Below are 12,548 nucleotides of genomic sequence, written 5' to 3' on the forward strand. Positions count from 1 at the left end.
ATGGAAGAGAGAACGGGTGCTTTAGAGAGCCTTTTATTTATTGCAGGAGACGAAGGCATGACGCTGGAAGAAATGGCGGTTTTATTGGAGATGACGCCATTGGAGGCTCATAACTTGGTATTAGCATTACAAAAATCATATGAAGAAAAGGAAGGTTCCGGGTTAACTGTAATCGAAACGCGGAGTCGTTACCAATTGGCAACAAAGCGCCGCTATTCCGAATTGATTAAGAAATATGCTGTATCTCCATTCATTTCACATCTTTCGCAAGCAGCCTTAGAAACATTGGCAATCATTGCTTATAAACAGCCGATTACGCGTATCGAAATTGATGAAATAAGAGGCGTGCAGTCTGCAAATATGTTACAGCGTTTGGTTTTAAGAGGATTGGTTAAAGATCTAGGTAGAGCCGAAACGCCAGGTAGACCGATTATTTATGGTACGTCAGATTATTTTATGAATTATTTTGGGTTGAAAGACTTGGAAGATTTACCGAATGCTGAAGGACTGTTTGATATAACAGATGATGAAATGTTCGATTTATTCGAGCAAGAAGACTTCCCAATGAATGAGGAAGAATAGAGGAGATATTATGGAAAGACTACAAAAAGTGATTGCCCACGCAGGTGTTGCATCACGAAGAAAAGCAGAAGAGTTGATTACAGAGGGTCGCGTAACGGTTAATGGTAAGCGTGTTGTGGAACTAGGAATTAAAGTTTCAAACCGCGACAAAATTGAAGTAAATGGCCTGCCGATTTACCGCGAAGAGCCTGTTTATTACTTATTCTATAAACCAAAAAATACTTTGTCAGCAGTATCAGATGATCGTGATCGTACTGTAGTAAATGATTATTTCAAAGGTAGTAAAGAAAGAATTTATCCGATTGGCCGTTTAGACTTCGATACAACTGGATTACTCCTTATGACAAATGATGGTGAATTTGCAAATCTCTTGACGCATCCAAAGCATCATGTTGAAAAAACGTATGTTGCCAAGGTAAACGGAATCCCGACACGGGAACAATTACTCAATTTAGAGCGTGGTGTCGTTATTGATGGCAAAAAAACATCCAAAGCAAAAACACGCTTAATTTCACAAAACATTAAAAATAGAACAGCAGTTGTAGAATTAACAATTCACGAAGGCTGGAATCATCAAGTTAAGAAGATGTTCGCAGCAATTGACTGTCCAGTTACAAAGTTAAAAAGAGAGCGTTTTGGTTTCTTGACGTTAGGAAACTTACAACCAGGGATGTACCGACCTTTAAAAGCGTTTGAAATCGAAAAAATGAAAAATATGGCAAAACAACAATAATAACTTGTATTTCTATCAAGGAGGGTGATTGGTTTAGTGGAGACAACAGCTAAGATACTTATCGTTGATGATGAAGAACGAATCAGGAAATTATTAAATCTATATTTGGTAAAAGAGGGCTACAAAACAGAAGAGGTCGCAAACGGCGATATTGCCCTTAAGCTCATTCTAGCCAAAGACTATGATTTAGTGCTCCTGGATATAATGTTACCGGGGATAGACGGTATGGAAATCATTAAGGAAGTCAGAAAAGTCAAAGAAACACCAATCATTATGATTTCGGCACGTGGTGAAGAAATTCATCGTGTCGAGGGCTTCCAAGTCGGAGCAGATGATTATATTGTGAAGCCGTTTAGTCCGAGAGAAGTGATGTTGCGCGTCAATGCACTATTGAAACGTACGAAAGTCTATCATTCCGAACCAGAGATAATCACATTTTCAGAGTTAGAAATTCATCCCGATTCGCGTCTCGTTTTGGCAGCCGGTGAACCGCTTGTTTTAACCCCAAAAGAATTTGATTTGATTTTGTACATGGTTCGTAATCCAGAACGTGTGTTTACCAGAGAGATGCTCTTAAAGGAAGTTTGGCGTTACGACCACTTTGGTGATTTGAGAACAGTCGATACGCACGTAAAACGCTTACGTGAAAAATTCCAGAAGCAATCCAATCTGGCTGCAAAAATGATTGTAACGGTTTGGGGAACAGGCTATAAATTCTCGCCTGTACGAGGCGAGTAAAGCCAAAACTCAGAGTATAGTTGAGGTGAGCTATGAAAAGGAAAAATCTTAATCTACGCAATGCTTTTATTCTAATCATTTCTACCTTAGTTATCGTGACTGTTTTTAATCAGTTGGAGCGGAAAAATTATCAAAGTACGATTCAACAAGAATATATGGACTCCGTGACTGTTACTTTGAATAAAGCCGAGAAGTTTATTAATGACCATCCAGACATGAATTTTTCTGATTTGCAAGTTGCGCCAGATGTAAGTGTAATCCTTATTCAAGAAGGTACAACGAAAGAATTGAATCAAGAATTGGCATCTGCAGGACTTTCGACACTTTTACAGTCTGTATTTATTCATTCGGAAGATGGGCAAGAGTTTTTAGATAACAGAGCTCCCGAGCCTGTGTATTTTTCATATCAAGATGATTTTAACGAAACCTATTCCTTTTTCTCGTTGAAGAGAAGAACGAAAGCAGGTTTCATTCTTGTTTCTAAAAATGCGACTGCTTTTGAAGGTTACTTGCATAATAAAGAGCTCTTAGACTTCGGTCTGGTTATGTCTTTAATCACGATTTTCTTTGTGTTAGTGCTTTTCCTGAACAAACGTGTCTTTACTCGCATTTCGCAAATGACCGAACTTGCCTATGAATTTTCTGAGAACAAGTTTGAAAATAGTATCGAACTGCAATCGAATGATCAAATCGATAACTTAGGAATTGCCTTAAATAAAATGGGCAAAACGTTAGAAGCAACCAGTCTTATTAACACGCAAGAGCGTAAGCTTTTAATGCATGTTTATAACTCATTGGATACAGGCGTCTTGTATGTTGAAGAGGATTTCACAATAACCGATTTAAATACAATTGGACAGCGCTTCTTTACGTCCTATATCAAAAATGATGAAGGCCGATTTGGAATCGACTCATATTATGAATCACTCATCTTTGAGGCTTGGCGAACGAATGAACCCATTCAGGTGGAAATTCAGCACAATCAATTAATCTTTGATGTCCGTTTTATTCCAGTTGAAATCGATGAAAAACTAAAAACGCAGGGCGTACTCTTGATAACGAAGGATATTACGACAGATAAACAATTGGTATCCATTAGAGAAGATTTGATAACGAATGTATCGCATGATTTGCGCACGCCACTGGCAACAATTCAAGGATATAGTGAAGCAATCAAAGATGATATTGCAGAAACAACTGATGAGAAAAATGAAATGGCAAGGATTATCCACGATGAAGCCACTCAAATGAGTCAGATGATAACGAGTCTGTTAACGGTCTCGCGAACGAAAGCAGGATTTTCCGAACTTAATAAGGAAAGTGTTCTTATTTCAGCATTCTTCCATAAAGTAATCAATCGGTTTACCGAACGATTAAACTCTGAAAAGATAGAATGTGATTTAGTAGTTAAACCGGGCACTTCTCATTATGAAATGGATGAGGAAAAAATGCATCATGCCATTTATAATTTAATCGACAATGCGATTCATTATGCTGCCGATCCTGATTTACGTTATAAACGTTACATTCATATAGAGGTCGGTTTGGATGAGTTGGTTGATGATTTAGTAATAACGGTGTCAGATAATGGGATAGGTATCAGCAAAGAGAGCATTCCTTTTATTTTTGAACGTTTCTTTAAAGATAATAAGGCGCGAACGATGCCTAAGAATAATGGATCCGGTATTGGGTTATCGCTTGTTTATACAGTGATCACAGAACATGGTGGCAAAATCGAGGTAGAGAGCACCCAAAATAAAGGAACCTCTTTTGTGATTCGATTGCCCCTTTAATTTCTATTTCAAACTAAATACCTTTAATTCGAATTAGATAGTTGACTACTGAACGAGTATCCGCTATAGTAGAAGTTGTAAATAAATATATCGAAACGTCTTCAGGGCAGGGTGTAATTCCCGACCGGTGGTAAAGTCCACGACCTCATATTTTTCGAAATATGGGCTGAGCTGGTGTAATTCCAGTACCGACAGTAAAGTCTGGATGGAAGAAGATTAGGTTTCTTTGGTATGTATAAAAGCCATAGAATCCATTTCTCCCATTTTCTTTTTTTTGAAGATAGAGGAGTAATGGATTCTTTTTTTCATATCATTGGATTCTTCTCTGAGATAGTTTCAACAGGAGGATTTCATATGTTAAAAAGTAAGACACATCGCATTGTTGGTATTTCATTATTTGGGGCATTGGGATTTGTACTCATGTTTTTTGCGTTTCCAATATTGCCGGCCTTTCCGTATTTGAAGATAGACTTTAGCGATTTATCTATTCTTGTTTCATACATTTTGTATGGACCTGCTGGCGGCAGTTTATCCGCTCTCGTTAGATCTATTTTGCACTACATACAAACAGGTGGCGATATGGGTTATCCTATCGGCGACTTCGCGAGCTTGCTGGCGACTCTCTCATACTGTTTACCTATCTACTTTATTGGTAGAAAATCAAAAACTAAAAAAACATTAGTTATAGCGCTTGTATCTGGAACAATTACTTTAACTGTTATTATGACGCTAGCGAACTGGTTAATCATAACACCTTTGTATTTAAATATATTGAATTTCAGTGTCGGTAATTTACGCGACTATATCGTTGCTGGTGTGGCACCTTTTAATATTATTAAAGGAGTTATTATGGGCGCAGCGGTCATGGTTGTTATGCCGAAACTTAGACCGTGGTTGGAAAAGAATCATCGGATGATGCAATATAAATAAATAAGAGTGAGAAAGCATCATAACAGACAGAAAGAGGAGCCGGAAAATATTTCCAGCTCCTCTTCTTTTAAATATTTCCAATTATTTAAATTGAAATCACGTTTTTTTGCTTATATATGAATAGGTCTACTCAAACGGAGTAGTTGAACGTTTAATTGCACCAGTAGGGCAACTCGTGTAGGCTTTTTTGAAAGAATCAAATTCATCTTCTGAGATAGGAGTGATTCCAGCATTATTATCTTGAACAGTATAGGCTATACCATTTTCGTCATATTCATAAAGATTGGGGGCAATAAGCTGACATAAACCACATGCAATGCATGATTCACGTTCTATTTTGGTATAATGCATAAGAACACATCTTTCTATTATTATTTAACTGAGGTGTTGTAAGTGGAACTTACTTATTTAGATTATCTTTTTTTGGATCTGTTTTCAACAAAAGAATCTCGTAAAATAAACTCTCTCTTTCATATTCTGTCCGGAAAGCGCACGGTTTCTGTACTTATGCAGGCGAAGCGGATGGATTTAGAAGCTTATTATGCGTTTTTTCCAAAGTTGCAACAGTCATTTTTTGAAGAAAGAATAAAACTCATGATGCAATTAGAGCTTTTGAATGCCGAATATCAACTTACAGCAGAAGGCAGTCAGAGGAAACATCAGTATTTCATGAGCCATGCGAGACCAGATTTGAAAGAACAGTTGAAATATCAAGCTATTTCAGCGCTATTTAAGATGCGTTGCCTTTTTTTAACGCAAGTCTTATCTGAACGCGTACATGAAAGTAAAAAATATTATCCGATTCAACCGCGTTTATTTGAACAACGCTGGCTTAAGCATTTTTTAGTGAAACATGATTTGACATCAGTAAGTAAAAGTAAAATTCTTGGAGAAGAGTGGTTGCGAATACTGGCTGAACCGGAGATACAAAATCCAGAAATATTTGTCGCGCAGTTTGAGGGATACCACAAATCCAAACAGACTAACAAACAAATGAGTGATGAATATAATCGCGATCCAGTAGAGGTTTATGTACTCTTACAGAGAGAGTGGATTCAGTTACTAATAACGGTAAACGAAAAACCGCAAGAATATCCGCTCTTATCTACTATACTGGCTGAATTAAAAAGGAATGCCGGTCTTTGTTCTGAGAGTACGCAAGAAACCTATCGTATGTGGGCGGACGGCGTATCGCTTGAGCAAGTTGCCGAAAGGAGACGCTTAAAACAAAGTACCATTAATGATCATTTAACGGAGATGGCAATTTTATATGAGACCTTTCCTTATGAAGAATTTTTAAGTGAAGAACAATTGGCTTACATAGAAGCCGAAATATTAGCAGGAAAACCAGTTGATTATAATGAGATCCAACAAGCATTTCCAGATGTTTCGTTTTTCCAAAGTCGTCTGATGCAAGTTAAAGGAGAAGTGCATGATGATAGAAAATGAAACCTTGTTAGAAAATTTAAATAAGTGGTTTGGTTATCAGTCATTTAGAGCGGGACAACGTGACTCAATTACGAGTGTTCTCGAAGGGAATCATACCTTGTCAGTTCTGCCCACCGGAACAGGTAAATCATTGATTTATCAATATTGCGGTTATAGTCTGGATGGCTTGGTTTTGGTGGTGTCACCGTTACTGTCTTTAATGGATAATCAAGTTTTTCAGTTGAACCAATCCGGTGAAAAAAGAGCGGCAGCTTTAAATAGTATGCTTTCAAAAAAGGAAAGACGATTGGTAGAGAGTCGAATTGATTACTATAAATTTTTATTCTTGTCACCAGAAATGCTTCAATCTCCTTGGTTGCTTCAAAAGTTAAATACCATGAAAATAGCCTTATTTGTAGTGGACGAAGCACATTGTATTTCGCAGTGGGGATTAGACTTCAGGCCAGAGTATTTGTTATTGGGAGAAGTCAGAGAAAAACTGGGAAACCCATTAACATTAGCCTTAACGGCAACCGCTCCTCAACTTGTTCGAGAAGAAATTATCCACGCTCTGCATTTGAATGATCGGGAGACGGCCATTCATCTATCGAGCCCGAACCGGGATAACATCTTTTATCAGTTTCTGGAAGTGGATGCTCATGAGAAAGATTCATTATTAGTTCAGATGATGGCTGCATATACACCGCCGGGCATTATTTATTTCAGCAGTAAGAAGCGTGCTGAGGAAGTATGCTGGTTGCTGAAGCAAGCAACCACACTTCGGATTGATACCTATCATGCAGATCGTACCTCTGAGGACCGGCAAACTATTCAAAGACAATTCTTAAACGGGAACTTGGATGTTATTTGTGCAACCTCAGCATTTGGGATGGGGATTAATAAACAAGATATTCGCTTTGTTATTCATTATCACATGCCTAATGCTATTGAGGAATATTTGCAAGAAATCGGACGAGCGGGTCGCGATGGTGAGCAAAGTATCGCAACTTTACTCTATTCACAATCAGATGCCGTCTTTAAATATAAAATGATTCGGGAAACCAGATTAACCGAGACACTAGTGGCTAATAAATACTCTGAAGTTGAATTGGAAGCTATGGCCTTTTCAGATTCGGATTTAGCGATGCTTCAGATTATAACCGCCCAAGCATTGTCGCCACATAGTGCAATGCAACTTATTGAGAAGCGTATTCAGACACGTGTAAATAACTTCACTGCAATAGGTAAGTTAATAACAAGACGTGATTGTAAACGTGAAGGGGTGGCTGACTATTTTAAGTATGGTGATACCGAAAAACCTGATTGGTGCTGTTCAAGCTGCCAAGTAGATACGGCAGAGCTGTTACTATCTATAAAGAATAGTTATAATTATTCAAAAGAAGAGGGAAAAAGCAATGACAATTGGAAAGAAATTATTAAAGGTCTTTTTCTTTTGTGAAAATACCTTTTTTCGAACGAGAAATGTGCTACAATAAGTCCGATGAATCTTTAGGAGGATAAGACAGATGAGTAAGAAAAATAATAACGAAGAGCCATGGTCACGCCGGTTTGGTGAAGATGAAAACTTCAACAATAGAAAATATTCTCGGTCAGCCCGGAATACACAAAAGCAAGAAGTAGCACCCCTTTATAAAGTGCTCTTGTTTCTCTTTTTAGCCTTGCTCATCATTCCGTTTGCGACCTATTACTGGAGTGAGAGATCACGCACGACGCCTGACCCACAAACACCAGAACAAGTCTTGATGAATAAACAGAGCAGTGAATCTGAAACAGAAAGCAGCGAAACAGAAAGTTCTGAATCCGCAGTAAGTTCTGCTGAATCATCAGAAAGTTCGAGTCGTTCTTCAAGTGAATCTGAAGAATCAGAGTCCAGTAAACCAGTTGAAGCCCCTGTTGAGTCTCAACCTGTTGAAAGTGAAGAACAACCAGAATCGACACCTACAGACGGAGAATATACAGGTACTTACGTTGTTAAAGCCGGAGATAACTTATATCGTATCGCATTAAATCATGGTATGGATTTAGAAGTTTTGAAGCAAATTAATGGCATCACAACTGATAGTATCGAAGTTGGAACTGCCTTAAAAGTTAAAGAATAATAATCAGTGAAACAGAGCATCAAGGTCTGCGATTACGCGGACCTTGGTCTATTTATCAGGAGGTTTCGTTCTTGGAACAATATAACATAGCAATCGATGGCCCTTCATCAGCCGGAAAAAGTACTATTGCCAAAAAAGTAGCAGCGCGTCTTGGCACGACGTATCTGGACACGGGGGCAATGTATCGTGCACTTACTTTATCCGCACTGAGAAAAGGTGCTGATTTGGAAAGTGAACCAGCGATTCTTGCCGTTTTGGATGAGAGTGAGATTCATCTGACACAAGTAGAAGGGCATCAAACCGTCTTCTTAAATGATGAGGACGTAACAGAAACGATTCGTTCGACAGATGTAACAAAAAATGTCAGTGTTGTTTCTTCTCATGAAAAAGTGAGAGCGGAAATGGTAAGAAGGCAACAACGCTTCGCAGAAAAAGGCGGCATTGTCATGGATGGCCGCGATATCGGTACCGTCGTTCTACCAAATGCAGATTTGAAAATCTATCTCGTTGCTTCAGCGGAAGAGCGCGCATTAAGAAGATATCACGAGTCAGTCGCTAAAGGCATGACTGTTTCCTTGGAGCAGTTAACCGAGGATATGAAGGCCCGTGACCATTACGATATGAATCGTGAAGCCTCACCGCTGAGAAAAGCAGATGATGCCGTTGAATTAGACACGACGCATCTGTCGATTGACGCTGTTGTTGAGACAGTTCTTAATCTGATTAAAAAATAAACCTTCATTCCGAACCATTCGAAAATCAACATTACTGGACGATATATAAAGTAAATGTTAAAATGGTGTTATATGGTTATACGTTTACAAGAGGTAGTTTTAAGGTGATTCTCATTATTGCCAACTGCTACCAGTAAGAAAAGATACCGGGGAGGAAAATGTCAAATGTCAGAATACAATGAAAACCAAGAATTGAATGAAGAGGTTGGTTCAACACAAGAAAACGGCGAAATGACAATGGACGATATGCTGAATGCTTATCCACCATTGGAAGTCGGCGATACAGTGCAAGCTGAAGTTCTTGCGATTGAAGATAACCAAGCTATCGTAGGTATTAAAGGACGCGGAGTTGAAGGAGTTATCCCTTACAAAGAGCTATCTGCTAAGCCTTTTGATGAAGTAACTGAAATCTTGAACGTCGGAGACGTCGTAGAGGTTGTTGTTATCAAACAAATTAAAGACAAAGAAAACGGTAGCTTCCTACTTTCAAAACGTCGTATCGACGCTAAGGTAGTATGGAAAGATATCCAAGAAAAATTTGAAAACAACGAGTACATTGAAGCGCCGGTTAAAGACGTCGTTAAAGGTGGATTAGTCGTTGATGTAGGTGTTCGTGGATTCGTTCCAGCATCTATGGTTGAAGAATACTTTGTAGAAGATTTCTCTGATTACAAAGGTAAAACAATGAAATTTAAAATTATTGAACTTGAACCAAGCGAAAACCGCTTGATTCTATCTCACAAAGCGGTTGCTATGGCTGATAAAGCTGCAATGAGCGAAGAAAGAATGGCAACATTGGTAGAGGGTGACACAGTAGAAGGTACTGTTGCACGTTTAACTAACTTCGGTGCTTTCGTTGACTTGGGTGGCGTAGACGGTTTGGTACATATTTCTCAAATCGCTCACGAGCATGTAGCAACACCGGGAGATGTCTTAACAATCGGTGAAAAAGTGAATGTTAAAATCCTTTCAGTAGATCAAGAAAAAGGACGCGTTTCCTTGAGTATTAAAGATACACTGCCTGGACCATGGGAAACAATTGCAGACAAAGCACCGGTTGACTCTGTTCATAAGGGAACGGTTAAGCGTTTGACAAGCTTCGGAGCATTTGTTGAAGTATTCCCAGGTGTAGAGGGACTTGTTCACATTTCTCAAATCTCACACCAACATATTGCGACACCACATGAAATGTTGCAAGAAGGACAAGAGATTGAAGTTAAAGTTTTAGATGTGAAGCCTGAAGAACACCGTCTATCACTAAGCATCAAAGCATTGCAAGAAAAAGGCAATGATGTACCAGTAGAAGAAGATTATACTGATTCTTACCAAGCAGACAATGAAGATGATTCATCGTTTACACTTGGAGATGTCTTAGGTGACAAATTAAAAGAATTGCAAGATAACGAATAACCATATAATATTACAAAAGGGGCGGAGACTTTTGTCTCTGTCCTTTTTGGGTGAAATAAAATAGAAATTTTGAGGGAGTGATGAAAATGCCAAATCCTGTTTTAGCAATCGTCGGAAGACCAAACGTTGGAAAATCAACCATTTTTAATCGATTGGCGGGAGAACGGATTTCCATCGTCGAAGATATTCCCGGAGTGACACGTGATCGTATTTACGCACAGGGCGAATGGATGGGAAGAACATTCGATATTATCGACACGGGTGGTATTGATATCCAAGATGAACCATTTATGTCACAAATTAAACTTCAAGCGCAAGTTGCGATTGAAGAGGCTGATGTTATTTTATTTATTACAAGCGTAAGAGAAGGCGTAACAGATGCTGATGAGCACGTTGCGCGTCTCTTGTATCGCTCAGGGAAGCCAGTCATATTAGCAGTTAACAAGGCAGATAATCCAGAAATGCGTGCGGATGTATTCGACTTTTATAGTTTAGGTTTAGGGCAACCGTATCCATTGTCAGGAAGTCACGGACTAGGTCTAGGTGATATGTTGGATGCAGTAATTGCAGAGTTTCCATCGAGTGACGAGTTGGCCGAAGAAGAAGACATCATCAAATTCTGTCTAATCGGTCGTCCAAACGTAGGTAAATCATCTCTGGTTAACGCTATTTTAGGTGAAGAACGTGTAATAGTATCTGAAATCGCTGGAACAACACGTGACGCGGTAGATACATCATTTGAAGATGACGAAGGCACGCGATTCCGTATGATTGATACAGCCGGAATCCGTAAAAAAGGGAAAGTCAGCGAGAGTACTGAAAAGTTCAGCGTTATGCGTTCATTGCGAGCGATTGACCGTTCTGATGTAGTCTTGATGGTATTGAATGCTGAAGAAGGTATTCAAGAACAAGATAAGAAAGTTGCCGGTTATGCCCATGAAGCGGGTAAAGGTATCCTGATTATCGTTAATAAATGGGATAAACTTGAAAAAGATAATAACACGATGAAAGAATTCGAAACTGAAATCAGAGATGAATTCCAATATCTTTCCTATGCGCCAATTCTATATGTGTCGGCAATTACGAAACAACGCCTTTCTCATATTCCAGACAAGATTAAAGATATTAATGCTTCGCAAACGCGTCGTATTTCTTCATCATTATTAAATGATGTCTTGATGGATGCGATTGCGCGTAACCCTACACCTACAGATAAAGGTAGAAGGTTGAAGATTTCGTATGCGACCCAAGTTGCAGTCAAACCACCTACATTTGTTTTGTTCGTAAATGAACCAGAACTTTTACATTTCTCTTATGAGCGGTATATTGAAAATCAAATTCGTAAAAACTTCGAATTTGATGGAACACCGTTCAGAGTGATTGCACGTCAGAAAAAATAAAGACGATAAAATAGTGGGAAACAGCCGATAATCGTTGCAGTGATAGGATTTCTATGATATTCTTTATAAGAAATCACCTGAAAAAATGGTATTTCACTTCACTATTTTTGGACCACTCAAAAGTAGTTAACATGTTGTTACAAAATAAGAACATGGAATCTTCTTTTTTTGGCAGGAGGTGAAAAGACAATATGGCAAATAAAGCAGAATTGATCGAAAAAGTTGCTGGAAAAACAAACCTTACAAAAAAGGAAGTTACAGCTACTGTAGATGCATTGTTTGAAGTAATTCAAGAAACTTTAGCAAGCGGTGAAAAAGTTCAAGTTATCGGATTTGGTAACTTTGAAGTTCGTGAGCGCGCTGCTCGTAAAGGACGTAACCCACAAACAGGTGAAGAAATCCAAATCGAAGCAAGCAAAGTTCCTGCATTCAAACCAGGTAAAGCATTGAAAGATGCAGTTAAGAACTAATTAATTAGAGGCCGCGGATCTTGTATCCGAGGCTTTTTTTTACGCATATTTTTAAAAAGTGGGGGTAGCTACCGGCATACAGGAAAAGACGAAGGGCTGAAAGCCGGTAAAAGGGAGAAACTACCGTCTTTCAGGAGGGAATGAAAAGCTGAAAGCCGGTAAAAGGGACAAAACACCGGCTTTCAGGAAGTTAAAAAGTACCGAACGCCG

At 38.8% G+C, this 12,548-nt stretch carries 13 protein-coding genes and 1 riboswitch; of the genes, 12 read left to right on the forward strand and 1 reads right to left on the reverse strand.

Annotated elements, in window-relative coordinates; all coding sequences use genetic code 11:
* From scpB to G7058_RS11070, 5 genes are all read left to right on the forward strand, one after another.
* Nucleotides 1-582, forward strand: a complete 582-nt coding sequence (scpB, locus tag G7058_RS11050) for an SMC-Scp complex subunit ScpB (protein WP_166063574.1) — start codon at nucleotides 1-3, stop codon at nucleotides 580-582.
* 10 nt (nucleotides 583-592) lie between these two features.
* Nucleotides 593-1,315: a pseudouridine synthase gene (locus G7058_RS11055; RefSeq protein ID WP_166063575.1), complete on the forward strand. Its 723-nt coding sequence runs from the start codon at nucleotides 593-595 to the stop codon at nucleotides 1,313-1,315.
* Nucleotides 1,316-1,339: 24 nt separating this feature from the next.
* Entirely contained in the window at nucleotides 1,340-2,053 is a 714-nt protein-coding gene (locus tag G7058_RS11060; protein ID WP_319593427.1) for a response regulator transcription factor, read from the forward strand.
* A 32-nt stretch (nucleotides 2,054-2,085) separates the two neighbouring features.
* Complete coding sequence (locus G7058_RS11065) at nucleotides 2,086-3,846, forward strand: sensor histidine kinase (RefSeq protein ID WP_166063577.1); 1,761 nt, start codon at nucleotides 2,086-2,088, stop codon at nucleotides 3,844-3,846.
* Between the two features lie 93 nt (nucleotides 3,847-3,939).
* A riboswitch (FMN riboswitch) is annotated at nucleotides 3,940-4,067 on the forward strand.
* Nucleotides 4,068-4,200: 133 nt separating this feature from the next.
* Nucleotides 4,201-4,776 (forward strand): ECF transporter S component, encoded by a 576-nt coding sequence (locus tag G7058_RS11070; protein WP_166063578.1) that lies wholly within the window; start codon nucleotides 4,201-4,203, stop codon nucleotides 4,774-4,776.
* 126 nt (nucleotides 4,777-4,902) lie between these two features.
* Here the strand turns inward: G7058_RS11070 and G7058_RS11075 are convergent, their stop codons facing one another.
* Nucleotides 4,903-5,127 carry a ferredoxin gene (locus G7058_RS11075; protein WP_166063579.1) on the reverse strand — a complete coding sequence of 75 codons (225 nt, stop codon included), beginning with the start codon at nucleotides 5,125-5,127 and terminating at the stop codon, nucleotides 4,903-4,905.
* Between the two features lie 42 nt (nucleotides 5,128-5,169).
* On the opposite strand from G7058_RS11075, the gene G7058_RS11080 reads away from it, so the two are divergent.
* The 7 genes from G7058_RS11080 (at nucleotide 5,170) to G7058_RS11110 (ending at nucleotide 12,338) form a co-directional block, all read left to right on the forward strand.
* Nucleotides 5,170-6,225, forward strand: a complete 1,056-nt coding sequence (locus tag G7058_RS11080; RefSeq protein WP_166063580.1) for a helix-turn-helix domain-containing protein — start codon at nucleotides 5,170-5,172, stop codon at nucleotides 6,223-6,225.
* Nucleotides 6,209-7,663 (forward strand): RecQ family ATP-dependent DNA helicase, encoded by a 1,455-nt coding sequence (locus G7058_RS11085; RefSeq protein WP_166063581.1) that lies wholly within the window; start codon nucleotides 6,209-6,211, stop codon nucleotides 7,661-7,663. Before G7058_RS11080 ends, G7058_RS11085 begins: the two co-directional genes overlap by 17 nt.
* Before the next feature lie 67 nt (nucleotides 7,664-7,730).
* Nucleotides 7,731-8,324, forward strand: a complete 594-nt coding sequence (locus G7058_RS11090; RefSeq protein WP_166063582.1) for a LysM peptidoglycan-binding domain-containing protein — start codon at nucleotides 7,731-7,733, stop codon at nucleotides 8,322-8,324.
* Between the two features lie 71 nt (nucleotides 8,325-8,395).
* A complete protein-coding gene (gene cmk, locus G7058_RS11095) occupies nucleotides 8,396-9,058 on the forward strand; it encodes a (d)CMP kinase (protein ID WP_166063583.1) in 663 nt (220 codons plus the stop codon).
* Nucleotides 9,059-9,223: 165 nt separating this feature from the next.
* Entirely contained in the window at nucleotides 9,224-10,468 is a 1,245-nt protein-coding gene (rpsA, locus tag G7058_RS11100; RefSeq protein WP_166063584.1) for a 30S ribosomal protein S1, read from the forward strand.
* 86 nt (nucleotides 10,469-10,554) lie between these two features.
* A complete protein-coding gene (der, locus tag G7058_RS11105) occupies nucleotides 10,555-11,868 on the forward strand; it encodes a ribosome biogenesis GTPase Der (protein WP_166063585.1) in 1,314 nt (437 codons plus the stop codon).
* A gap of 191 nt (nucleotides 11,869-12,059) precedes the next feature.
* The gene (locus G7058_RS11110) at nucleotides 12,060-12,338 is read left to right on the forward strand and encodes an HU family DNA-binding protein (protein ID WP_166063586.1); all 279 of its coding nucleotides are present in this window, start codon (nucleotides 12,060-12,062) and stop codon (nucleotides 12,336-12,338) included.
* Nucleotides 12,339-12,548: the final 210 nt, after the last annotated feature.

This window comes from Jeotgalibaca porci, assembly GCF_011299095.1.
In the GTDB taxonomy this organism is placed as follows: domain Bacteria; phylum Bacillota; class Bacilli; order Lactobacillales; family Aerococcaceae; genus Jeotgalibaca; species Jeotgalibaca porci.

Bases quoted from the DNA above. Each gene is read 5' to 3' on its own strand.
- scpB (WP_166063574.1), top strand. From the start codon at position 1: ATGGAAGAGAGAACGGGTGCTTTAGAGAGCCTTTTATTTATTGCAGGA.
- G7058_RS11055 (WP_166063575.1), top strand. From the start codon at position 593: ATGGAAAGACTACAAAAAGTGATTGCCCACGCAGGTGTTGCATCACGA.
- G7058_RS11065 (WP_166063577.1), top strand. From the start codon at position 2,086: ATGAAAAGGAAAAATCTTAATCTACGCAATGCTTTTATTCTAATCATT.
- G7058_RS11070 (WP_166063578.1), top strand. From the start codon at position 4,201: ATGTTAAAAAGTAAGACACATCGCATTGTTGGTATTTCATTATTTGGG.
- G7058_RS11075 (WP_166063579.1), bottom strand. From the start codon at position 5,127: ATGCATTATACCAAAATAGAACGTGAATCATGCATTGCATGTGGTTTA.
- G7058_RS11085 (WP_166063581.1), top strand. From the start codon at position 6,209: ATGATGATAGAAAATGAAACCTTGTTAGAAAATTTAAATAAGTGGTTT.
- G7058_RS11090 (WP_166063582.1), top strand. From the start codon at position 7,731: ATGAGTAAGAAAAATAATAACGAAGAGCCATGGTCACGCCGGTTTGGT.
- rpsA (WP_166063584.1), top strand. From the start codon at position 9,224: ATGTCAGAATACAATGAAAACCAAGAATTGAATGAAGAGGTTGGTTCA.
- der (WP_166063585.1), top strand. From the start codon at position 10,555: ATGCCAAATCCTGTTTTAGCAATCGTCGGAAGACCAAACGTTGGAAAA.
- G7058_RS11110 (WP_166063586.1), top strand. From the start codon at position 12,060: ATGGCAAATAAAGCAGAATTGATCGAAAAAGTTGCTGGAAAAACAAAC.